The organism is Phycisphaeraceae bacterium (assembly GCA_015709595.1).
GTDB lineage: Bacteria > Planctomycetota > Phycisphaerae > Phycisphaerales > SM1A02 > CAADGA01.
On the sequence record CP054178.1, the window covers coordinates 1,090,482 to 1,112,978 of the forward strand.

Here is a 22,497-nt window from a genome sequence, read left to right on the forward strand (position 1 = left end):
CCGCCCTTGGCTTGTACCGCGCCACCACCTCCGCCTGGATGTTGGGCGGCGTCTGCTCGTCGTGGCTGTCCTCCACCGTCGACGGGCGCGGGACGAACCGGTCCCGCTCACGCCGCGACTTGCTGATACGAAAACTCCGGGATGCCGGTGCGCCGCGAGGCGTGTTCGATCGTCAGCGCGCAGAGGTTGCCCTGGGCGTCGAGGTCGAGCGTCGTGTTCTCATCGAGATCGCGGGTGTGGGCGACCGCCCCGTCCTCGCGGAACTCGATCAGCAGCGTGTCGGTGTCGGTGAAGTAGCGGATTCTCATGGTCGAAAGTCGCGATCGAAGAAAGCGTTGTGAACCGTGAGGCGGTCCTCCAGGAGCACGACGCGAAGGTATCGGCCTTCGTGCTCGGGCACGGGCGCCCATCGGCGGACTCGGCCGTCGGCCTGCACCACCTCGCGGAGCGGGTGAGAGACCGCCCGTTCGATCCATTCGTCGCGGATGATAGCGCGGTCGGGACGCTGCCGAATCGCCAGAAAGTACTGGGTGAACTTCAAGGGCATGAGCACGATCCGTGGCGGGTTTCACTCGATGATTCGCTCCGCCCGCCCGCGCTTCCCTTCGCCTACTCCTCCTCCGCCCTTGGCTTGTACCGCGCCACCACTTCCGCCTGGATGTTGGGCGGCGTCTGCTCATCGTGGCTGTATTCCATGCTGTACGAGCCCGCGCCGCCCGTGATGGACTTGAGCTGGGCGGAGTACGACATCACTTCCGCCAGCGGCACCTCGGCCTTCACCACCGCCTGGTTGCCGGGCAGCATGTCGGTGCCCTGGATGCGGCCGCGGCGGCCTGAGAGGTCGCTGGAGATGGCGCCGATCTGGTCGGCGGGCACGGTGATCTCCAGGTGGACATAGGGCTCCAGCAGCACGGGGCGGGCCTTGCTCACCGCGTCGATGAACGCCTTTCGGCCCGCGGTGATGAAGGCCACTTCCTTCGAGTCCACGTCGTGGTACTTGCCGTCGTACACCGACACGCGGATGCCCTGCATGGGGTAGCCCGCGACCGCGCCGGTGGAGAGCACCTGTCGGATGCCCTTTTCGATGGCGGGCAGGAACTGCTTGGGGATCGACCCGCCGAAGGTGTCATCCACGAACTCGAAGAGTTCGCCGTTGGCGGCGCCCTCCTCGGCGGTGAGGGGTTCGACGCGCAGGTAGACCTCGCCGAACTGTCCCGCGCCGCCGGTCTGCTTCTTGTGGCGGTGGTGGCCGTCGGCCTTGGCGGTGATGGTCTCCTTGTAGGCCACCTTGGGCAGGCGGGCCTCCACGTCCACGCCGTAGCGATCCTTGAGCATCCGGAGTTTCATGCGCAGGTGCTGCTCGCCCAGCCCGCGGATGACCGTTTCGTTGGTCGCCGCCACGCGCTCGACGGCGAAGGTGGGATCCTCGGCGGTCATCTTGTGCAGGGCCTCGGCGAGCTTGGTCTCCGCGCCCTTCTGCTTGCCCTCGATGGCCAGCCCGTACATGGGCTTGGGCAGGGCCAGCGGCTTGAGGTGCAGGTCTTCGCCGATCTCACCCGTGTGAAGCACCGAGTTGAAGTGAATCTCGTCGATCTTGGCCACCGCGCCGATGTCTCCCGCGATGATCTGCCTGATCTCGGCGTGATCCTTGCCCCGCACCTTGAAGACGTGCGCGATGCGCACACCCTTGCGCCCCGCGTCCACGCGCGGCTGCAGGTCCGATCCGACGTGCCCCTGATGCACGCGGAAGACCGCCAGCTTGCCCACGTAGGGGTCGCTGGCGACCTTGAACACGTGCGCCACCAGCGGCTTGGAGGAATCCGGCACGGCGCGGAAGGGTTTGAGTTCCCCCCCTACTCCTGCCCCCGCACCACCCGCCGTGTACTGGAACGGACGGGGGTTGCCCTCCAGCGGGCTGGGCAGGTTGTGGGCGAAGAAATCGACGAGCTCCTTCAGCCCCACGTTCTCGCGGGCGGAGGTGAAGAAGACCGGGATCAGGTGTCCCTCGCGCAGGGCCTTGCAGAACGGTTCATGCAGTTTCTCGATGGGGACCGAGCCGTTGGCCAGGTATTCCTCCATCAGTGCTTCATCCACCTCCACCACCTGGTCCACGATGCCGGTGTGGAACTCGGACACGTCGCCCATGTCGCTCGCGCCCGAGGCGTTCTGAAAGCAGTCGATCACCTGCTTGCCGCCATTGGCGGGCAGGTTGACGGGGCGGCATTCGCTGCCGAAGGTTTCCTGCACCGCGCCGAGCAGGTCGAGCAGGTCGCCGCCGTGATCGATCTTGTTGATGATGATCATGCGGGGCAGATTTCGCTCGGCGGCGAACTTCATCAGCCGCCTCGCCACCGGGTCGATGCCGCGAACCGGGTCGAGCATGACGATCACCGTCTCCACCGCGGGCATGGCGCAGAAGGCCTTGCCGATGAAGTCGGGAGCCCCGGGCGTGTCAATGAGGTTGATGTGCGCCCCGGCGTGGTCGAAGTGGACCAGGGCGCTGTCGATGCTGTGATGGAGTTCCTTCTCCAGCGGGTCGTAGTCGGTGACCGTGTTGCCGTCCTCCACGCGCCCCACCCGTCCGATCAGTCCGGCGTTGTGCAGCAGGTGCTCGACGAGGGTCGTCTTGCCCGACGCCGCACTGCCGGTCAGGGCAATGTTGCGGATGTCCTTGGTGGTGTAGGCGGGTGTCATCATGGCACGGTCCTCCTGCACGCGGCCCCAACGCCGCGGAAAAGGGTTCAGAAGGCGCCCAAGCGGCGCAGTCCAGGATTGTAGCGGAAGACGTGCGAATCAGGTACGTGCTCGTCGCCGCACGAACAGCGTGGAGGCGACGGCGGTTGGAAAGAAAAACGCCCCGGGGCTGCCCGGGGCGTATGACATCGGAAGGCGGCAGCCGCTACTCGCACTCCGGACATCCGGATGGACCCTGTGTTGGATGCGCACAGATTCGCTCGATCTCCGAGCAGCTGATGGACGTTGACGTCTCCTCAAAGCACTCCAAGGTCAGGTGCGGCGTATCGCAGGCAATATCCTGAAGTCCGCCGATGGCTCGGATCCACACGCACGCTCCGCTCGGCGCCGTCGGCACGCAGTCGTCGTCGACAAGCGTCATCGCCCACCACCACTCCTTGCCATCGGGACACACATCCATCACGGGACATGCCGTGCGGAACTGGTCCCAGGAGTTCCGACGAATCCACGTGATCTCCGTGTGCTGCTGATTCGTTTCATCACACCAGATGATCTTGACGGGATAGGAGGGGCACAGATCCTGCGCTCGCGTTCGGCGCGCCAAGAACCCTTGCACATTCAATTTCGTCAGCACCGCGTGGGCGAGTTCGCGTGCTTCCGACTCCGGAATACCCCGCGTCTGCAACGCTTCGGTGACGATGCGAAGCGGCCCCAGCGAACGCCATGGCTCGGACCTGTTCCGGGCGGAATCCTCAGAGGCGTAGTCCATCAATCCGACGGCCCATGTCGTCGCATTGACAGCTTCCTGACCCTCCAGTCCCAGTTCAAGAAACGCGGCATAAAGAAAACCGTGGATGTTACCCTGCCAACTAAAGAACGCCCGATTGTTCAATGACATTCTTCCTGGCGCTCGTGGTTGATCTGATGGTGCTGTCACCGCGGTGACTGTCCGCATCTCACCATGCAGTTCCGTTAATTGGGCGATCGCCGACTCCGCCGCCTTTTCCGCCGCCTCCGACTCGAAGCCGATCGCTCGAAACGCGAACCGCGCATAGACCTTGGGATCCCTGACGGCCTCGCGATTGGTCAAGCCGATGACCGAGTCCGCCAGTTCAACCGCCCGCGAAGCGGGAATGCCCGCGGTCTCAAACACAGAAGCCACGAAAGCGAGCAGATTGTTCTCCCAGTGGTAGATGGGACGACGCTCCATCGCTGCGTCTCGATTGCCGTCATCCACCACCGGAGCGTACTGGATTGATCGAGCGTTCCTGAAACCGCAACCGCAGTCATTCCGGGCAGTGCGTGCATCAATCGAGGGCGCCGCCGCACCGACCCAGACGCCTCCACCACCGATGATGAGCGCGAGGATCGCGACACAGAACCAACGCTGCTGTAGTACGTTTCGCATGATATGTTCCCCTGACAGTAATCAGGCGATCCCTCTCCGAGTCGAAGCTATGCTGAGTAGGCGAGGAGGTCAAGTTTCATGACGAGAAAAGAGCTGACTGCACCCTCTCCTGACACGCCTCTCTTCCACATCGTGCTTCTGAGCCCGGAGATCCCCAACAACACGGGGAACATCGGCCGCACCGCTGCCGCCACGGGGTGTCGGCTGCACATCATTCATCCCATCGGCTTCGACATGTCGGAGAAAGCCCGTCGCCGGGCGGGGCTGGACTACTGGCACCTCGTCGATTGCGTGGAGCATGCCTCGTGGGAGGCGTTTGTGGCGCGCGAGGGACTCGAACCACTCTCCCCGGCATCCCGCCCGCCGCGCCTCTGGCTCTACACCACCAAGTCCGACCGACCGCACTGGGAGGCGACGTTCCGTCGCGGCGACTATCTGCTCTTCGGCCGCGAAACCGCGGGCGTGCCCGAGCATGTTCACGACTGGGTGGCCCGCGCGTGCGGCGAGGATCACCGCATCACACTTCCCATGGTCAATGTGCCGGGGGCGCGGTCGCTCAACCTCGCCACCGCCGTGTGCGCCGCGGTGTACGAGGGGATGCGGCAGGTCATGTCCTCGTCCGTCGTGCGATCAGCCGCAGGATGACCCGCACGGGCTGGCGGGCATCGGGAGCGCCGCGGATGGCCGCGCGCGTGCGCGGAAGCCAGCCCTACGATCGGCCATGCGGATCACGTTGAACGGCGAGCCGGTGTCGATGCCCGAGCCGCGACTGACGCTGTCGGAACTGCTGCAACGCTACCCGCCCGCCCACCGGGGTTACGCGGTGGAGGTGAATGGAGCCGTCACAACCCGCCGCGATCACGACCGGATCGAAATCCGCGAGGGTGACCGCGTCGAGATCGTCACGCTGGTGGGCGGCGGCTGAGCGCGGCGACGGCCCCGCCAGCGCCACGGCGCGACATTCCTACAATCCCGCGTCATGCCCGTCGATCCCGCCATCATGTCGTCATCAGTCGCTCCCGCATACGCGCCGCTCGTGCTTGGTCCGGTCACCATCCACAACCGACTCATCGTCGGTACGGGGAAGTACGAGAATTACGAAGTGATGCAGCAGGCGCTGGACGCCTCGGGGGCCGAGGTCATCACCGTCGCCGTGCGGCGTGAGCGGCTGGTGGACCAGCAGGGCCGGTCGATCCTCGATTTCATCGACCTCGATCGGTACACGATTCTGCCCAACACCGCCGGGTGCTTCTCGGCGGAAGACGCTGTCCGCGTGGCGCGGCTGGGACGGGAGATTCTCGATCAGCTCGACAACCCCGGTCGCCACTGGGTGAAGCTCGAAGTGCTGGGCGACCGGAAGACGCTGCTGCCCGACCCCGTGGGCACGCTCGATGCCTGCCGCGAACTCGTGAAGGACGGCTTCACGGTGCTGTGCTACTCGAGCGACGACCCGATCATGGCGCTGCGTCTGCGCGACGCGGGCGCCGCCAGCGTGATGCCCGCGGGCAGCCCGATCGGTTCGGGCCGCGGCATCGCCAACCCCAGCGCGATCCGGATCATTCTCGAACTCCTCAAGGGAGACGGCGCGGCGGCGCCGACCACGCCACCCGCACTTTCCGCCACGCAGTCGTCGGTTCCCGGTCCTCCGTCTTCGTCCTATCCCGTCATTGTTGACGCCGGCGTGGGCACGCCCAGCGACGTGACCCTGGCCATGGAGCTGGGCGCGGATGGCGTGCTGCTCAACACCGGCATCGCGCACGCCAGAGACCCTGTCCGCATGGCTCATGCCATGCGGGCGGCGTGCGAGGCCGGCTACCACGGAGCGCGCGCGGGACGGATTCCCAGGCGGATGTACGCCACCGCCTCCAGCCCGTGGGAGGGCGTCGTCACCTACGTGCCGGGCGAGTGATCGCCCTCGCCGCTCACCATCGCGGGGCGTCAGTGGCCCGGATGCAGCGCGCCATGCCCGGCGAGAATCGCCAGCACGTCCTCATCCGTCACTTCGCCGAAGTCCGCGTAGAACTGACCCACGGCCTGGAATCGCGGCGGAAGATCGAGGATCACCACCTCGTCGGCCTTCGACTCAAGCAGGCGGGCCGCCTCGGCGGATGCCACCGGCGCGGCGACCACCACCCGACCCGGCCGGCGGGCTTTCAGGCACTCCACCGCCGCCAGGAACGTCGCCCCCGTGGCGACGCCGTCATCCACCACGATGACCGTTCGACCCACGATCGGCTCGGCGGGGCGACCGGCCCGATAGCGTCGTTCACGCTCCCGCACCAGGGCCAGCTGCTGCTGCGCCAGCTGCGCCGCTTCAGCGTCCGTCACGCCCGTCAGCGCCACCGCGTCCGGCTGGAGCAGGATGACCGGCTCTCCCCCATCCGTCACCGCGCCGATGGCGAACTCGGGTTGACGCGGCGCGCCGATCTTGCGCACCACCAGCACATCCAACGGCGCACGCAGAGCGCGGGCCACTTCCGCCGCCACCACCACCCCACCGCGCGGCAGGCCCAGCACGATCGGATTGATGTATTCCCGCCCGGCGAGCACCGAGCCCAGCCGACGCCCGGCATCGGTCCGGTCCCTGAACATCATGCTTCAACCGCCCGGCGCGCTCATGCCGAGAACGACGACCCGCAACCGCACGAACTGGTCTGGTTGGGGTTGTTGAACACGAAGCCGCGCCCCATCACTTCGTCCTTGAAGTCGATCACGGTGCCGTTGAGGTAGAGGTAGCTCTTGGGGTCGCAGATGACGCGGATGGTGAAGGACTCCGCTTCCCCGCCCTCCGCGACGGCTGTCCCGCCCTGACCGCCGCCGTTCATTCCCGCGGCGACCGCGCGGGCGGGCCTGCGCGTGAAGGTGTACTCCCAGAGGTCATCGGTGTCCTTCTGGGCTTCGGTCAGGTCGAGGATGTAGGAGAAGCCGGCGCACCCGCCGCCCTTCACCCCCACGCGCAGCCGAACCTTCTCCGCATCCAGCCCCTGCTGCTCGATGATGTGGAAGATTTCGCGTGCGGCGGTTTCGGTGACGGTGACAGGCATGGTCGTTCCTCCGGGAAGGGACTGGTGATCCTAGGCGCGAAAGCGCTCCCCGCCCGGGCTTTTCGGACTCAAGACCGGCCTCTCTTCAGTCGATGTCAGCCGTGCCCCGGCGTCCATGACGCCGCCGGGGGGAGGGTCACGATGCCCCCAGCACCATTGCCCGACAACGAGGCGGACCGCCTCAGCGCTCTCCTGGCGCTCAACATGCTCGACTCGCCCCGAGAGGCCGACTTCGACGACCTGACCGCGCTGGCGGCTCACCTGTGCGACGCGCCGATCGCGGTCATTTCGCTGGTCGATTCCAACCGGCAGTGGTTCAAGTCCTGCCAGGGTCTCGATGTCAGCCAGACGCCCCGGGGGGTGTCGTTCTGCGCGTATGCGATCCTGAACCCCGCCGAGCCGCTGATCGTCCCCGACGCAACCCTCGACCCGCGCTTCGCCGACAGTCCGCTTGTCACCGGCGACCCGGGCATCCGCTTCTACGCGGGCATTCCGCTGGTGCTCTCCACCGGCGAGGCGATCGGCAGTCTGTGCGTGATTGATCGCCGACCTCGCACCATCGACGAGCGCCGCGTGGCCATGCTGCGCGTCGTGGCGCACCAGGTAACGGCGCAGATGGAGCTGCGGCGCAACATGGCGGCGCTGGAGCGCCAGGACGAGGCCCTGCGCCAGAGCGAGGAGCGCCACCGGGCCATCATCGACACCGCACTGGACGCCGTCATCACCATCGACGAGCGCGGACGCATCACCGGCTGGAACCGCGAGGCCGAGCGCATGTTCGGCTACAGGTCGTCCGAGGTGCTCGGGAGCACGCTGGACGAGAAGATCATCCCCCCCGCGCATCGGTCGGCCCACCGCGAGGGACTCAGACGCTACCTCGAAACAGGCGAGCAACGAGTCCTGAATCGACGCATCGAGTTGACCGCCATCGACCGGACGGGCCGTGAGTTTCCCGTCGAACTGGCGATCTGCCACGCCGGGCGGGGCGATCATCACTTCTTCAGCGCGTTTCTGCGCGACATCAGCGAACGCAAGCGCGGCGTCGAAGCCCTCCGCAAGGCCATGCTCGAAGCCCAGGCGGCCAACCGGGCCAAGAGCGACTTCCTGGCCAACATGAGCCACGAGATCCGCACGCCCATGACCGCCATCCTGGGCTACGCCGACCTGCTCCGGTCGCCCGATCTCGCCCCCGCGGAGCACGCCGATCATCTGCAGACGATCCGGCGCAACGGCGAGCACCTGCTGCAGATTCTCAACGACATCCTTGACCTCTCCAAGATCGAGTCGGGACGCATGGAGATCGAACACGTCCCGGTGGACGTATCCGCCGTGCTGGGCGACGTGATGTCGCTGATGCGACTTCGCGCCACCGAAAAGCGGCTGACCCTGCGGCTCGACTATGAGACGCCGATTCCTTCGGCGATCCTCGGCGATCCCACGCGGCTGCGGCAGATTCTGCTCAACCTGGTCGGCAACGCCGTCAAGTTCACCGATTCCGGGTCGGTCACCGTCACGGCGCGTCTCGATGAGCACGAGCCCGGCGGGCCGTGGCTGGAACTGATCGTCGCCGACACCGGCATCGGCATGACCGTGGAGCAGATCGGCCGCCTCTTCCAGCCCTTCACCCAGGGCGATGAGACCATGACCCGGCGCTTCGGGGGCACGGGACTGGGACTGACCATCTGCCACCGCCTGGCCCTGGGAATGGGCGGCTCGCTCGAGGTCGCCAGCACGCCGAACCGGGGATCAACCTTCACCCTTCGCGTGCCCACCGGACCCATCCAGAACGTCCCCCGCGTCACCGCCCCGGCGGACGGCGTGCTCGCGGACAGCGATCCCAAACCGGATTCGGTGTGCTGCGGCGAGCAACCCCCGCGCGTGCTGCTGGCCGAGGATGGCCCCGACAACCAGCGGCTCATCGCTCACATTCTGCGCCGGGCCGGATGCGAGGTGACAATCGCCAACAACGGACGAGAAGCAGTCGAGGCGGTCACGCGCTGCTGGGGCGCCGACCGCCTGACCGCACCCCCCTTCGACCTCATCCTGATGGACATGCAGATGCCCGAACTTGACGGGTACGGCGCCGCGCGGGAGCTTCGTCGACGGGGCTATCCGGGACGCATCGTCGCCCTGACCGCGCACGCCATGTCCGACGACCGGGCCAGGTGCCTGGCGGCGGGGTGCGACGACTACGCGCCCAAGCCCATCGACCGGGCCGCGCTCATCGCTCTGGTGCGGCCGCCCGTTCGATCCACATCGAGCACATCTTCACAAACCGCCTCCACGACCTGAGGCCACGAATGGACCGACTCTGGCTCCAGAATGTTGACTTCCTGCTGTTCGTGGTGGTGTGCGCGTCGGCCACCACCCTGGCGGTCTGGTGGCTGCGTCATCGGCGCGTCGGCGCTCCCGCCCGGTGGACCATCGCCCTGCTGGGGGTGGCGACGATGCTCGCCGCGTGGCCGGCCACGTCGGTGATGAAACAGATCGAATCCACGCGCCTCTCGCGGCTGGTGCGCGGCCTGGCGCCGACCTACGCCCGTGAACTGGAGCGCCTGGGGCACGCCCTGATCGGACCGGATACGTCGCCCGAAGACACCTCGTATCTCGCCATGATCGAGGCCCAGAAGCGATGGACCGTCGCCAACGGTGTCGTCGCCGACATCTACACATTCCGGCGCCTGCCCGATGAACGCATCGTGCTTGTCGTCGATTCCGAGACGGACTACGACGGCGACGGGCTCTTCATCGACGATCGCGAGCAACGGACCGCGATCTACGAGGAGTACCCCGAAACCAGCGATGCGCTGGAGCGTGCCTTCCTCGGTGAATCGACGTTCGACGACGTGCCGTACACCGACCGCTGGGGCACGTGGGTCAGCGCATTCGAACCGATCTACGACGACCAGGGGCGGGTCGAGGCGGTGCTGGGCGTGGACTACCCGGCGGAGGACTGGCTCAGCCACATCGCACTGGCGCGCCTGGGGGCCATGGGGCTGCTGCTGACGGTCTTCATCACCGTCACGTCCGGCATCGTGGTGGTGACGGGGGCGCGGGCCTCGCTGCGCAAGCGACTGGAGGCCGAGGATCGCGTGCGCGCCAGCGAGCAGCGGCTGCGCGCCTTCGTGGACGCCGCCCCGGAATGCGTGAAGATCCTGTCGCGCGACGCTCGCCTGATCGAGATGAACCCCGCCGGTCTCCGCATGATCGGCGCCGAGCGGCTGGAGCAGGTCATCGGCGTCAGCGCCTTTCCGCTGATCGCTGAGCGCGACCGCGAGCGGTTCCGGCGCTTCCACGAAGCGGTCTGCGCCGGGGAGGGCGGGCGCCTTGAGTATGAGATCGTCGGGCTCGACGGCCAGCAGCGCTGGATGGAGACCTCCGCCGTGCCGCTCATCAACCCCGCCTCCGGCGAGGTCGAGCACGTGGCGGTGACGCGCGACGTGACCCAGCGCCGACGCATCGAGGAGGACCGCCGGCGGCTGCTTCGGAACCTGAACGAGCGCGTCAAGGAGCTCACCGCCATGCAGAGCGTGCGGGCGGCGCTGGATGACGCCGGCGAGGACGAGATGGAGGCGCTTCGCGCCATCGCCGCCATTCTCCCGCCCGCCTTCCAGCACGCCGAACGATGCGCGGCGCGGCTCTCCATCGGCGAGCGGGTCATCGAGACCCCCGGATACTCCGATCGCTCACCCGCCCTCTCCGCAGCGTCGCTCCTCGATGACGGGCGGCTGCTGCGCGTGTCGGTGTCGTGCGCGACCGACCCGGACGGATCATCCGACGACGGCTTCATCGACGAGGAGCAGGCGCTTCTCGATTACGTGGCCAGCCACGTCAAGCATCACCTGGATCACCGGCAGGCCCTGCGGGCGCTGGCCGAGTCGGAGCGATTCGCACGCGGCGCGCTGGACGGGCTTTCCTCCCACATCGCCATCCTCGACGGGGATGGAACGATCATCGCGGTCAACCGCCAGTGGCGGAACTTCGCCGAGTCCAACCACGGCCTGGGCCAGCGCGTGGGCGAGGGGGTCAATTATCTCGATATCTGCGACCGCGCCGCCGCTGGCGGCGTCGAGGAGGCCGCCAGGGCCGCCGACGCCATCCGGCGCATCGCGCGAGGCGAGAGCGACTTCTTCCAGATTGAATACCCCTGCCATTCCCCGCATGAGAAGCGATGGTTCCTGATGCGCCTCACCCGCTTCGCGGGCGAGGGTCCGGTGCGCCTGGTGGTGGCTCACCTGAATATCACCGACCGCAAGCGCGCCGAGGAGGAGCTGCAGCGCGCCAAGGAGGCCGCCGAGGCCGCCAACCAGGCCAAGAGCGAGTTCCTCGCCAACATGAGCCACGAGATCCGCACGCCCATGACCGCCATCCTGGGCTTCGCCGGGCTGCTGCTCGACGAGGACCACACCCCCGAGGACCGACGCTCCCACCTGCACACCATTCGGCGCAACGGCGAGCACCTGCTGGAGATCATCAACGACATCCTCGACATCTCCAAGCTCGAGGCGGGACGCATGACCCTGGAGCTGGTGCCCACCAACCTGATCGGCGTGGTGCGCGACGTGGTCACCCTGCTGCGAAACCGGGCCGCGAACAAATCGCTCGACCTGCGCGCCGAGTTTGACGGCGCCATCCCCGACGTGGTCCGCACCGACCCCACGCGGCTGCGGCAGATCCTGGTCAACCTCGTCAGCAACGCCATCAAGTTCACCGAGCGGGGCGGCATCCGGATCGTCGTGAGCGCGGAGAGGCAGGAGGCCGCCTCACCGATGCTGCGGTTTGACGTAATCGACACCGGCATTGGCATTGACCCCGACGTCCTGCCGCGCCTTTTCGTGCCATTCCAGCAGGCGGACAACACCACCACCAGGCGCTTCGGCGGCACGGGGCTTGGGCTGTCCATCTGCCGACGCCTGGCGACCATGCTGGGCGGCTCCATCACCGTCGAATCCACGCCTGGCAGGGGGAGCACCTTCACCGTCCGCGCGTCGCTGCACGCCATGCCCGAAACACACTGGATCGAGAACCCCGTCATCCACGAGGCCGACCCCGCCACCCCGACTGAGACCCGGGCGTCATCGAAGGCGATGGCCGCGTCACCCGGACGGCGCCTTCTGCTGGCCGAGGACGGACCTGACAACCAGCGGCTCATCCGTCACCTGCTTGCTCGGGCGGGTCATCGCGTGGACGTGGCCTCGGACGGAGGTCAGGCCGTGGACATGGCGCTGGCGGCTCTGCACGCGGGCCATCCATATGACGCGCTTCTCATGGACATGCAGATGCCCGTGATCGACGGTTATGAAGCGACCCAACGCCTCCGACAGGCGGGCTATGACCGCCCCATCGTGGGTCTGACCGCTCATGCCATGACGGGCGATCGCCAGAAGTGCCTTGACGCCGGGTGCGATGACTACCTCGCCAAGCCGGTCAACCCGGATCATCTGCTGACGGTGATCGGGCTCGTGTGCGCCGCGCCAGCCGACACGCGGGGCGGGTTCCGTTGATGCGAGGCCATCGTGTGAATCGGCCCCACGCTTCCGTGAGGCGGGCGCTTCCCGTCATCACCCGCGCCCCATCACCACCGCCGCATTCTGACCGCCCATGCTGGTCACCATGACCAGCACATGGCGCAGCAAGGCCGGACGCGCCGGAGCCGCGGCGGCGTTCAGCCCGGGTGTGACGGTCGCGCTCAGCCGGGCGGGAAGCATCTGCTCGCGCAGGCACTTGGCGGCCACGCACATCGACACCGCCGCCATCCCGGCGCAGCAGTTGCCCACGTTGGGCACCACGGTAACGAGTGGAATATCCGCCGCGCGCGGGCCGAACACGCGCCGGATGGCGGCGGCCTCCGCGGCGTCCACCGAGGGAATGCCCGAACCGAAGGGCACGATCGCGTCAATCGACTCCGGCCCAAGCCCGCCATCGCGCAGGGCGTTCTCGATGGCGGCGTCAATGCCCGTGTCATCCGGGTCTGGCGCCAGCCCCACCGTATCCGGGCAGAAGGACTGGCTCGAGCCGAACCCGGCCACCCGGGCGTAGACCCTCGCCCCGCGGGCGGCGGCGGAATCCTCCGCCTCCACCACGAGAATCCCGCCGCCCTCGCCCAGCACCGATCCGACGGCGGCGGGGTCGAAGGGCCGCACCACCGTGGCGGGATCAACCCCGTCGGGCGTGGGAGCCAGCCGCCTGGCGAAGTGCTGTCGCAGCACGCCCATGGGGTTGAGTTTGTACTCCGCCCCGCCGGTGAGACAGGCGATCGCCTGCCCCCGCTCGATCACGCGAACGGATTCGCCCAACGAGAGCAGCGCGGAGGCCTCGTTGCAGGTGATGGTGTTGCTCGGTCCGCGGCAGTCGTGGATGATCGTCACGTGGCAGGCCAGCATGTTGGGGAGGTACTTGAGCAGCCACAGCGGCGTCAGGTTCTCCATCCCCCGGGCTCCCCAGACGTGCAGGTCGAACTCACCATCGGGCGTGCGGCTCTCGTGGAACGCGGCGGCCAGCTCCTCCACGTCCGCCGCGATCAGACCCGCGCCGATGTGGCACCCGAAGCGGTCGGGATCAATGGTGGGCGGTTGATCCGGATCGATGCCCTTGGTGTTCAGCCCGGCGTCCTGCACCGCCGCCAGGGCCGCGCCGACGGCCAACTCGATGTCGCGGGCCATCACCTTGGTGGCCTTGCGATAGTTCTTGGGCACCACGTCGCGCACGTTGAAACGATCATCCGGCAGTTCCGCGCCGAGGCGGCAGGGGAACGACGAGGGATTGAAGCGCGAGATCGGCGCAATGGCGGAGCGGCCTTCGATCAGGGCCGACCACAGCGGGTCGATACCCAGGCCGAACGCCGTGATGGGGCCGATCCCAGTGATGACGACGGAACGCTTGGACATGGAGGGAGAGTGTAGGGGCGCGGAAGAGTGCTGAGGATTGAACGCCAGGGCGATGTGGATTCCCGTCGCTCGGCGCTTCAGGCCCGATGCCTCACTTGCCAACGCAGAACCGACCGAAGATGCGGCCCAGCACATCATCGGGTGTGATGTCGCCCGCCACCTCAGCCAGGTCGTCCAGTGCGGAGCGCAGACAGGCGGCGATCAGTTCCGGCGCGGCCAACGCGCGCTCCTGCTTCCGAGGCGCCAGCAGGGCGGCGGCCTCCTCAATCGACGCCAGAGCCGCCCGCAGGCCCGATTCGTGCCGCGGCTGCAGCGCCAGGGCGTCGGCGGCCAGCGACACCGCACGCCCGGCGAGCCGCTCCGCGATGGCGACGCGCAGCGCCTCCAGACCCTCGCCCGTGTGAGCGGAGACGGAGATGGGGCCGTGGCCTGTCGTTGATTCCCAGTGGTCGGCGGTCGGTGGTTGGGCGACGGCTGACGGCTGATGGCTGAGCGATGACGGTTGACCACGCTCCGCGTCCGCCTTGGTCCGCACCATGAGCACGCGCGGATCAGCGGGGTCGATCCAGCGCAGCGCCTCGGCGCCAGGAGTCGGCGCGTCGCCGGGTACGCAGAGAAGAACAAGCTCCGCACGGTCAATCGCCTGACGGGCCGCGTCGCGCATGGCGGCGTCAAGGAACGAACCCGCCGCGTCATCCAGGCCCGCTACGTCCACCAGCATCACCTCGGCCTCCGGCTGACGGCTGATGGTTGATGGCTGCCTGCTCACCACAATCGGCTCAACCAGCACGTCGCGCGTGGTGCCCGCCAGGGCCGAAGTCACCGCGCGAGGGCGACCCAGCAGTGCGTTGAAGAGCGTGGACTTTCCGGCGTTGGGCGCGCCCGCGAGCACTACCCACGGAATGGCCTGAAGCGATTCAAAACCCACCGCCCTGTCCAGCCGTGCCCGCAGGCGACCCCCGATGTCGGTGAGCCGCCCGAGCAGATCGGCGGGCGCCATGACGATCACATCCTCCTGGTCGGTGAAGTCGATGCCCGCCTCGACGAGTGCGAGCGCGTCAGCCAGATCGTCAGCAAGCGAGCGGGCGAAGTTGCCCAGTTCGCCGCCCGTGAGCAGGGCGGCGGCCCGGAGCTCGGCGTCGCTGCGCGCGGCGATGGACGCCGCCACGCCCTCCGCCTGCGTGAGCGACAGGCGGCCATTGAGAAAGGCGCGGGCCGTGAACTCGCCCGGCCCGGCTCGTCTGGCGGCCAGCCCGACGCCGTCCGCGGCATCAAGCAAGGCGTCGATCACGCGCTCCAGCAGCACCGGATTGCCCGGCAGGAACAGTTCGATCACATCTTCGCCCGTGTATGACGCGGGACCGGGGAAGTGGAGCGCGAGGCAGGGCAGTTCCGCGCCGCCATCCGAAGGCGAAAGCCGAAGGCGAACCGGACGAGCGCCCCGGCTCGCATCGCCGCAGCCCTGAGCCAATCGTCGCAGCAGGTCGAATGACCCGGCGCCGCTGAGGCGGACGAGCCCCCGTGCCGCTCGACCGGGCGGGCTGGCGACGGCCAGGATGATGGAATCGTCGAGCACGGGGAGGCGTCAGGCGCTGGGTACTGAGGATGAGGCATCGAGGCAACAAGGCATCGAGGCATCCAGTTTCCCGGAACTCAGAACTCGGAACTCGGAACGCCCTACCCCTCACTCCTCAGCACTCAGCATCAAGTACCCAGCACTCAGTGCGTTTCCCCCTCACCCGCGCTTCTTGTACTTCTTCGTCGGTCCCTGACGCTTGGCCTCGGCCCGCTGCCTGGCGTTCTCCAGCCGCTCCATGTACATGCGCTGCAGGGCGTTGCGAGGTTTTTTCTTCTGCTCGGCGAGCTTGGGCGAGAGCTGATCAAGGTCGAGCGAGTCCACGTGCTTGCGGATGATGCGGCTCTCGATAATGCCCCAGATGGACGAGCTGATGATGTACAGCGTCAGACCCGAGGGCGCGCCGTACATGACGAGCGGCATCATCAGCACCAGCATCCACTTCATCATGCGCTGCGTGGCCATCTGCTCCGGCGTCATGGTGGCGGTGGGAGGCGGCGTCATGTACTTCTGCTGCACGTAGAACACCAGCCCCAGCAGCACCGGCAGAATGTTGATGCCGGTGATGGGAATGAACAGGAACGTGAAGGGCTGGCTCACCTCGCCGAAGAAGTGATCGCTCTCGCTCAGGTCGGCGAGGAAGGGCCAGTCCCAGAACACCTGGAACACGCCCCAGAAGGCCGGCTCGTGGCGCAGGTCGAACGCGAAGTAGAGCATCGCGTACAGGGCGATCCAGATGGGCATCTGCAGGAACAGGGGCAGGCACCCGAGCATGGAGAAGGGGCTGACCCCGTGCTCGCGCCAGAGCCGCAGCTGCTCCTGCTGCATGCGCTTGGGGTCGCTGCCGTACTTCTGCTGCAGCTTCTCGATTTCCGGCTTGAGTTTCTGCATCACCCGCGCGAAGCGCTGCATCGACACCTGCGACCGCTTGGTGATGGGGTGGAGGAGCAGCCGCACCACCGCCACCAGCAGGATGATGGCGACCCCCCAGTCGGCGAAGATGGCGTGCGCCACCGAGAGAATCCAGATGAGCACGTGAGCCAGCCACTGGAAGGTGCACCAGGCGCACATGGCCGACATCTGGTAGTGGATGAGCCCGCCCATGCGCAGCGAGACGTAGGGCTCCGACGACTCCAGCACGTGCCGATCGAGCGGGCCCGCGTAGAGGCCCATGTCAAATGATTCCGTCGCCCCCGGCGCGACGCGTCGGGGCACGCCCCGCAGCTCCAGCACCACCCAGTCGTGCGTCTGGCGGCGCAGCGCGGCGTCGTCCTCGTTGTAGAAAGGCACGATCGCGCCGATCACGTCGCTCAGCGTGCGCCGGGACGGCGGGGTCGAGCCGTCCCCCGCGTAGGGCGGCATGATGGCGGCGGCGAAGTAGCGATTCTCCACCGCGTACCACGACAGTTCGTAGTTGCGGGCCAGCGAGTCGGCATTGGGCCAGAGCATGGCCTCCGTGCCGGGGTAGCGCAGGTTGCCCCCGCCGATGCCCATCACCGTGCCGCGCGAGAGCAGAAAGTCGTCATCCGCGATCACCAGCGTGCGCTGGGGGTATCGCTTGGTGTCCGCCAGGTGCCCGGCGCGGTAGCGTCGGTTCTCCATGTAGCGGGCGCGGTCCTGGTCGAGGTCCGTCTGGCCGTAGATGATCCACGACACATCCACCGGCACGTCGGACAGGTTCTCGACGCGCTGCTCGATGGTGAGGGCGTAGTCGCTGGGAGCGATGACGTAGCGCCGCGTGATGCGCAGCACCGCGGCGCCCTGCTGGTTGCGCACCTCGGTGGTGAACAGCCCCGGATCGGCGCCATCCTGCGACCAGACATCGGCGAACAGGTTGACTTCCTGCGGCGTGGGCGCGGGTCCGCCTTCGGTCGCGGCAGGCGTGACGCGAATCGCCCGAGCCGCCAGGGCGGGAAAGGTGTAGTCGTATCCACCTACCCGCATGGGCCGGGCCTGCTGGATCACGTAGCGTTCCGCCGAGGGCATCTCGGCCAGCGTGGCCTCGCCCCGCTCGATGCGCGGCTTGAGCTTCTCCGCCTGGCGACGGGCGGCGGCGGTGTTCCAGATGTCCGACAGCGTGATGCGCTCGATGCCCGCGCTGATCGTGCTGAACTCGACGAGGAAATCGTGCTGACGCCAGTCCAGTGAGCCGATGGGCCGCGGACGGGACGTCCCGAACCCGCCCGATGGAGCCACGGCGGTCAATCCGGCGAAATGCGAGGCGGGATCGACGGCGGGCTGCTCGCCGCCGGGAGGCGTGGTCGGCTGCTCCTGACCTTCGTTCTGGTCGGCGTCACGACCTGCACCTTCGGACGCGCCACCTGTCTCACCCGAGGGCGGCGTTGGGGGTGTCTCGCCGGGGTTGTCCGTCCCCCTGATGCCGGGTGTCTCGCCAGCACCGGCGTGCGACGGGTCGGCGGCGCCCCCGGAAGTTCCACCAGCGGATCCTCCGGCGTTGTCGGGTGTCGATGTCGCGTCCGCGCTGTTCTGCGATGACTGCTGCCGCCCCGGTCCCTTGGGGCCGAACACCATCACCGCCACGACGCCCAGCGTGGCGCCGAGAACAACCAGCGTGAGAATGAGGCGTCGCAGGGCGGGATTCATCGGGCTGGGCTCTCCGGTCCCTGGCGGCGGATCGCCGCGCAGGCCGTGGATACATGCACAAGGCGTTCGGCGGAGACCGACGCCGTTCCGAGGGCGATGGTATGGCGAGAGCCGCCGGGCGTCTGCCGGGTGGGGAAGGGATCAGGGCATCGAGTCGCGGACGTCGCGGAAGTCACTCAGACCTCAGTCCGGAGTCCTTGCCCGCACTACCAGCGTGTCGTTCTGCCCGCCGAAGCCGAAGGAGGTGGACAGGCACACATCGACCCTCGCAGGCCGCGCCTATCGACGTGGTGATGCTCGTGGACGCGACCCGACGTTCCGGTGCGAACTCAGCCCCCTGCTCGCCGCTGGAAACGTCACTGCTGAAAACGCGTCGGAACGTACGATGCACGCGCGCCGAAAAGGAGACATGCGATCAATAGGCCGTTCCGGAGGAGCCCCACGACGGACGCGGCTTCGGCGTCCTGAAGGAGCGACAACACCCTGCCGCACCCACACGATTCCGGCGATGCCGGATCCAGGATCATCCGAGTCAGCGCCAAAGAGAACACGATCAGCGTTCCGACAGCCGCTCGAATGCCGAACGTGGCACCAACATCGGTCAACAGCGAAACACCGAGAACCGCCTCCCAGATCAAGACCATCACGGTGAGCCCCGAAACCACGAGCGGTGAACGCGAATTGATGTGGTACTGAATGATGTACGAGAATCCATCAATGTCGAGGGCCTTGTCAAACGCCGCCGCCACGAACACCACGCCCACGAGCGAGAGCGCGACGATTCCTGCATTTTGGCTCTTCCATCGCGGTGCTACAGCAACCACGGTCGAACCCACCTTCCCGGAGGATAATTTGCCATATTGACTTGGTGGAGAATCCACATCTCGCGCTGGGGGTGGTAGTAACTGGTGAAGATCACGGGCCGACGTGTGCCGTCCGCGAACTCGAAACAAACCCCCGCGACAGCGACCAGTGCGCGACGGTGCCGATCCAGCACATCCGTCAGACGTTCAACGGGCTCGAAGAGCGGAAGCGAACTCATGCTCACGCCGCCGTACCACCCATCCATGGTCAGTCCGCCCTCGATCGCCGGAACTCGCGGGTTCTCGGCAGTTGCTTCAGTGACAAGTACGCGCAAACCGGGCGGCGAATCACAGATAGAAACGGGCCGGTTGATCCCGCCTCCGATCTGATCCTTCAACCGCCACAGCAGGTCAAACGCCTCTTCGACAGTCGCGGGCTCGTTGATGATCTCGCCCTCGTTGCCCGGCGCGATCCGCATTTCGTTGGCGATCTGTTGGAGGGAAATGCCCGCTCGTCCGGTCGGATCGACGGGACGGACCCGGGTTCCCTGTGACGCCCGCCACGCTTTGTACGGCTGTGGTGAAGGAGAGAGGTAGTACGAAGCAATCACAGTGGCCAAGGTGTCGCGCAGAGCGTTCTGTTGCGCAGCGGACATACCCTGACCGGTGAACTCCATGGAATCCAGTGCGTTCCGAACATCGTCCGGGGAGGCGAGGCGACGCATTCGGAGCGATTGGTACTCGTGGCGGGTGTCCCGAAACAGCTCGGCGGCCGGATCAGGTGGACGCCGCCACGTCAGCTTGGTGGCTGCCAAGTACACGATCGGAACGACAATCACCACCAGAAGAGCGGCGGCAAAGAGATGATGCTGGTTTGGCTTGCAAAGAGCGATGGAAGTCTACTCGCGTGATTGCAATCCCCATGGTTCAATGCGTGCACTGTCGCGTGTCGGCGGGCGCCCAGCGCTGCCATTGCGGGCAGGTCCACTGAATATTCGGAATCTTTGCACACTCCCATGTCGCGGAGCCAGCAGCAATCGGGCAGCAGCAGGCGTTCGAGATTGTGGTGCCGAGGCAGTTGGGATTGTTCGGGTCGCAGTCGTAAACCCCCGCGCCCGGGCCGCCTTGGGCGTGCGCTAACGCGGTGAGCGTAACTGCCAGAATCCCGACAAGAGCCCCGCAAACGGGCCTTCGGGAATCTCGAGTGTGTGCCGTTGTCATTCGCAGTCTCCTTGTGATCGAGGTTGCAGTCGTTCAGTGTACTTGACAATGGAGTAGCAGAGGAGTACCTTGATGTCAATGACCTGCCATTACAGTCCTCCAGAGAAGCCGTATCGTCCCCGGGTCGCGGGTTTTACGATCATCGAGACGCTCGTGGTGCTGGCGGTTCTCTCCGTCCTGCTCGCCGTGCTGCTCCCGGCAGTGAAAGGTGTTCGGAACAGCGGCCGGCGTGTCGAGGCCGTTGGAGCGATGCGTCAGTCGCTTACCGCGCTTTCGCTTTACATGATGAGCCATGACCTGTACTACCCATTCTTCGCCGAGCCCGGTCTGCCGGCAGAGCCACTTCACATCGGGCGGACGGTCATTGATACGTCTGCGAGCGTCCACTTCAGCAGGCACTCGACGTGGTGGCCCAGCGCCATCATGCCCTTTTTGACCGCGATTCCCTCGTTGGATGGGCAGCCGACCTTTTTCCCCGACACTACGCTCATTCCACCGGACGGTCGCCCACCGGACGTTTATTCCTCAGGGCGATTCAGGATGTCGCACACAGCGTTCGCATCACCCGAGTTCTGGACAGACAGCGGCCCATTCCCGCATCGACTGATGGTGGGTGTTCGCGTTTCGCAGGTCCGACATCCACCCCGCAAGGGGATCATCGTCGATCTCGGCGGCCCGGAAGCGGACGATATTCCGCCGTATCGGTACATTGAGTCACCTCCGACGGCGTCGCGGATCGCGTTTGCAGATGGTTCGATCGATCGACTGCCGTGGCATTCGGGGCGTAACATCGCGCCACCATCTCAAGTCCCTTTCAACCTGATGCTTTGGGTTCCCACGATGGCGACGCAGGATGGCGTCAAGGGCGCGGACAACTGATAAGTTGACGGTCGATCCCACAAACGTTGTCACCCCGCTCGACGCACCACCAACGTGTCGTTCTGCCCGCCGAAGCCGAAGGAGTTGGAGAGGCACACATCCACCTTCGCGGGCCGCGCGGCATTGGGCACGTAGTCCAGGTCGAGCGCCGGGTCCGGCTCGCGCAGGTTGATGGTGGGGGGGAGCATCCCGTCGCGGATCGCCAGGATGCACGTGATGAGTTCCACGCTGCCCGCCGCGGCGATCAGGTGGCCCATCATCGACTTGATCGACGACATGGGAATCTTCTTCGCGTTGTCGCCGAACACGGTCTTGACGGCGAGCGTTTCGATCGAGTCATTCTCCTGCGTGCCCGTGCCGTGGGCGGAGATGTAGTGGACGCCCGGCCGCCCGTCGTGATCGAGCGTGTGCGGATCGATGCCCGACATGGCCAGCGCCTGGCGGATGGCCTCGGCCGGGCCGCGACCCTCGGGGTGCATGTCGGTGATGCGGAAGGCGTCGGCGCTCGATCCGTACCCGGTGATCTCGGCCAGGGGCGTCGCGCCGCGCTGCCTCGCGTGGTCGAGCGTTTCGAGGATGACGATGCCCGAGCCCTCGCCCATCACGAAGCCGCCGCGGGTGCGGTCGAAGGGGCGCGAAGCGTGCTGGATGTCCTCGTTGCGCGTGGCCAGGGCGGTCAACCGGTTGAAGCCGGTGATGCCCAGCACGTGGATCATGGTGTGGGTGCCGCCGGAGATCATCACGTCGGCGTCGCCCCGCTGGAGCATGGAGAAGGCCTCGCCGATGGCCTGCGTGGAGGCGGCGCAGGCGGTGAGGCAGTTGGAGCAGGGGCCGCGGGCGCCGAACTCCCGCGCCAGGTGGGCCAGCGGCATGTTGGGCTCCTGCTCCACCTCGCGCACCGCGTCCATGAGGGCCAGCCCGTGCGCGCCCCATTTCGCGCCGTCGATGGCGCGCTTCTCCGCGTCCCAGCCGCGCAGGTTGGTGCGGGCGTAGTTGTCGAAGTCCAGCACGCCCTCGCCCGCGCCCAGGTAAATGCCCATGCGGCGCTTGTTCAAGCCCGTGAACGACCCCAGCCGGGACTGCTCCCACGCCTGCCTCGCCGCGCCCAGCGCGAACTGCGTGTTCAGCCCCGCCCCGGCGTGGACGCGGGGGTTCTCCACGTATCGGTTCACGTCGAACCCGCGCACCTGGGCGGCGAAGGTGGTGGGGAAGGTCGAGGCGTCAAAGCGGTCGATGCGGCTGACGCCCGACTCGCCCGCCAGCAGGCGCTTCCACACGGACTCGATGTCATGCCCCAGCGGGGTGACCCAGCCCATGCCGGTGATGACGACGCGGGGAGAGGAGGTTGGGCTCATCATGCGGCGGATTGTACGCGTCGCCG

The 22,497-nt window shown here is 66.9% G+C and carries 18 protein-coding genes; 6 read left to right on the top strand and 12 right to left on the bottom strand.

Translation table 11 applies throughout. The features are described from left to right. Positions 1 to 107: 107 nt before the first annotated feature. From HRU76_04585 to HRU76_04600, 4 genes are all read right to left on the bottom strand, one after another. Positions 108 to 308, bottom strand: coding sequence for a DUF2283 domain-containing protein (locus HRU76_04585; GenBank protein ID QOJ16909.1), 201 nt, complete (start codon positions 306 to 308; stop codon positions 108 to 110). Then, on the bottom strand, positions 305 to 541 hold the full coding sequence (locus tag HRU76_04590) for a hypothetical protein (protein QOJ19090.1): 237 nt from the start codon (positions 539 to 541) through the stop codon (positions 305 to 307). Before HRU76_04590 ends, HRU76_04585 begins: the two co-directional genes overlap by 4 nt. Before the next feature lie 68 nt (positions 542 to 609). Continuing rightward, positions 610 to 2,694, bottom strand: a complete 2,085-nt coding sequence (locus HRU76_04595; GenBank protein ID QOJ19091.1) for an elongation factor G — start codon at positions 2,692 to 2,694, stop codon at positions 610 to 612. 205 nt (positions 2,695 to 2,899) lie between these two features. Continuing rightward, positions 2,900 to 4,102, bottom strand: coding sequence for a hypothetical protein (locus tag HRU76_04600; GenBank protein QOJ16910.1), 1,203 nt, complete (start codon positions 4,100 to 4,102; stop codon positions 2,900 to 2,902). Positions 4,103 to 4,180: 78 nt separating this feature from the next. Here HRU76_04600 and HRU76_04605 point away from each other — a divergent pair, with 78 nt between their 5' ends. From HRU76_04605 to HRU76_04615, 3 genes are all read left to right on the top strand, one after another. Next, positions 4,181 to 4,747: a tRNA (cytidine(34)-2'-O)-methyltransferase gene (locus HRU76_04605; protein ID QOJ16911.1), complete on the top strand. Its 567-nt coding sequence runs from the start codon at positions 4,181 to 4,183 to the stop codon at positions 4,745 to 4,747. Positions 4,748 to 4,823: 76 nt separating this feature from the next. Beyond that, positions 4,824 to 5,027 carry a sulfur carrier protein ThiS gene (gene thiS, locus HRU76_04610; protein QOJ16912.1) on the top strand — a complete coding sequence of 68 codons (204 nt, stop codon included), beginning with the start codon at positions 4,824 to 4,826 and terminating at the stop codon, positions 5,025 to 5,027. A gap of 75 nt (positions 5,028 to 5,102) precedes the next feature. Then, entirely contained in the window at positions 5,103 to 6,011 is a 909-nt protein-coding gene (locus HRU76_04615) for a thiazole synthase (GenBank protein ID QOJ19092.1), read from the top strand. Between the two features lie 29 nt (positions 6,012 to 6,040). Here the strand turns inward: HRU76_04615 and HRU76_04620 are convergent, their stop codons facing one another. Together HRU76_04620 and HRU76_04625 are read right to left on the bottom strand one after the other, a co-directional pair. Continuing rightward, the gene (locus tag HRU76_04620) at positions 6,041 to 6,697 is read right to left on the bottom strand and encodes a phosphoribosyltransferase (GenBank protein QOJ16913.1); all 657 of its coding nucleotides are present in this window, start codon (positions 6,695 to 6,697) and stop codon (positions 6,041 to 6,043) included. 20 nt (positions 6,698 to 6,717) lie between these two features. After that, the gene (locus HRU76_04625) at positions 6,718 to 7,146 is read right to left on the bottom strand and encodes an iron-sulfur cluster assembly accessory protein (GenBank protein ID QOJ16914.1); all 429 of its coding nucleotides are present in this window, start codon (positions 7,144 to 7,146) and stop codon (positions 6,718 to 6,720) included. Between the two features lie 141 nt (positions 7,147 to 7,287). Here HRU76_04625 and HRU76_04630 point away from each other — a divergent pair, with 141 nt between their 5' ends. Beyond that, on the top strand, positions 7,288 to 9,438 hold the full coding sequence (locus tag HRU76_04630) for a PAS domain S-box protein (GenBank protein QOJ16915.1): 2,151 nt from the start codon (positions 7,288 to 7,290) through the stop codon (positions 9,436 to 9,438). Between the two features lie 8 nt (positions 9,439 to 9,446). Continuing rightward, positions 9,447 to 12,650 carry a response regulator gene (locus HRU76_04635; protein QOJ16916.1) on the top strand — a complete coding sequence of 1,068 codons (3,204 nt, stop codon included), beginning with the start codon at positions 9,447 to 9,449 and terminating at the stop codon, positions 12,648 to 12,650. A gap of 57 nt (positions 12,651 to 12,707) precedes the next feature. On the opposite strand, the gene HRU76_04640 is transcribed toward HRU76_04635, so the two are convergent. The 5 genes from HRU76_04640 to HRU76_04660 form a co-directional block, all read right to left on the bottom strand. Then, on the bottom strand, positions 12,708 to 14,033 hold the full coding sequence (locus HRU76_04640) for a beta-ketoacyl-[acyl-carrier-protein] synthase family protein (protein ID QOJ16917.1): 1,326 nt from the start codon (positions 14,031 to 14,033) through the stop codon (positions 12,708 to 12,710). Positions 14,034 to 14,124: 91 nt separating this feature from the next. Further along, positions 14,125 to 15,609 (bottom strand): 50S ribosome-binding GTPase, encoded by a 1,485-nt coding sequence (locus tag HRU76_04645; GenBank protein ID QOJ16918.1) that lies wholly within the window; start codon positions 15,607 to 15,609, stop codon positions 14,125 to 14,127. A 159-nt stretch (positions 15,610 to 15,768) separates the two neighbouring features. After that, positions 15,769 to 18,213, bottom strand: a complete 2,445-nt coding sequence (locus tag HRU76_04650; protein ID QOJ16919.1) for a YidC/Oxa1 family insertase periplasmic-domain containing protein — start codon at positions 18,211 to 18,213, stop codon at positions 15,769 to 15,771. 356 nt (positions 18,214 to 18,569) lie between these two features. Continuing rightward, a complete protein-coding gene (locus tag HRU76_04655; GenBank protein QOJ16920.1) occupies positions 18,570 to 19,037 on the bottom strand; it encodes a hypothetical protein in 468 nt (155 codons plus the stop codon). Next, the gene (locus HRU76_04660; GenBank protein ID QOJ16921.1) at positions 19,025 to 19,636 is read right to left on the bottom strand and encodes a hypothetical protein; all 612 of its coding nucleotides are present in this window, start codon (positions 19,634 to 19,636) and stop codon (positions 19,025 to 19,027) included. The genes HRU76_04655 and HRU76_04660 overlap by 13 nt, the downstream gene beginning before the upstream one ends. Positions 19,637 to 20,309: 673 nt before the next feature. Here HRU76_04660 and HRU76_04665 point away from each other — a divergent pair. Then, entirely contained in the window at positions 20,310 to 21,116 is an 807-nt protein-coding gene (locus HRU76_04665; GenBank protein QOJ16922.1) for a prepilin-type N-terminal cleavage/methylation domain-containing protein, read from the top strand. Between the two features lie 29 nt (positions 21,117 to 21,145). Here HRU76_04665 and HRU76_04670 read toward each other — a convergent pair whose 3' ends face one another. Beyond that, the gene (locus HRU76_04670) at positions 21,146 to 22,471 is read right to left on the bottom strand and encodes a beta-ketoacyl-[acyl-carrier-protein] synthase family protein (GenBank protein QOJ19093.1); all 1,326 of its coding nucleotides are present in this window, start codon (positions 22,469 to 22,471) and stop codon (positions 21,146 to 21,148) included. Between the last annotated feature and the right edge of the window lie 26 nt (positions 22,472 to 22,497).

Coding starts and splice junctions, on each gene's coding strand:
- HRU76_04665 (QOJ16922.1), top strand. CDS start 20,310: ATGTCAATGACCTGCCATTACAGTCCTCCAGAGAAGCCGTATCGTCCC.
- HRU76_04585 (QOJ16909.1), bottom strand. CDS start 308: ATGAGAATCCGCTACTTCACCGACACCGACACGCTGCTGATCGAGTTC.
- HRU76_04600 (QOJ16910.1), bottom strand. CDS start 4,102: ATGCGAAACGTACTACAGCAGCGTTGGTTCTGTGTCGCGATCCTCGCG.
- thiS (QOJ16912.1), top strand. CDS start 4,824: ATGCGGATCACGTTGAACGGCGAGCCGGTGTCGATGCCCGAGCCGCGA.
- HRU76_04640 (QOJ16917.1), bottom strand. CDS start 14,033: ATGTCCAAGCGTTCCGTCGTCATCACTGGGATCGGCCCCATCACGGCG.
- HRU76_04670 (QOJ19093.1), bottom strand. CDS start 22,471: ATGAGCCCAACCTCCTCTCCCCGCGTCGTCATCACCGGCATGGGCTGG.
- HRU76_04635 (QOJ16916.1), top strand. CDS start 9,447: ATGGACCGACTCTGGCTCCAGAATGTTGACTTCCTGCTGTTCGTGGTG.
- HRU76_04595 (QOJ19091.1), bottom strand. CDS start 2,694: ATGACACCCGCCTACACCACCAAGGACATCCGCAACATTGCCCTGACC.
- HRU76_04620 (QOJ16913.1), bottom strand. CDS start 6,697: ATGATGTTCAGGGACCGGACCGATGCCGGGCGTCGGCTGGGCTCGGTG.
- HRU76_04615 (QOJ19092.1), top strand. CDS start 5,103: ATGTCGTCATCAGTCGCTCCCGCATACGCGCCGCTCGTGCTTGGTCCG.
- HRU76_04605 (QOJ16911.1), top strand. CDS start 4,181: ATGACGAGAAAAGAGCTGACTGCACCCTCTCCTGACACGCCTCTCTTC.
- HRU76_04650 (QOJ16919.1), bottom strand. CDS start 18,213: ATGAATCCCGCCCTGCGACGCCTCATTCTCACGCTGGTTGTTCTCGGC.
- HRU76_04630 (QOJ16915.1), top strand. CDS start 7,288: ATGCCCCCAGCACCATTGCCCGACAACGAGGCGGACCGCCTCAGCGCT.
- HRU76_04625 (QOJ16914.1), bottom strand. CDS start 7,146: ATGCCTGTCACCGTCACCGAAACCGCCGCACGCGAAATCTTCCACATC.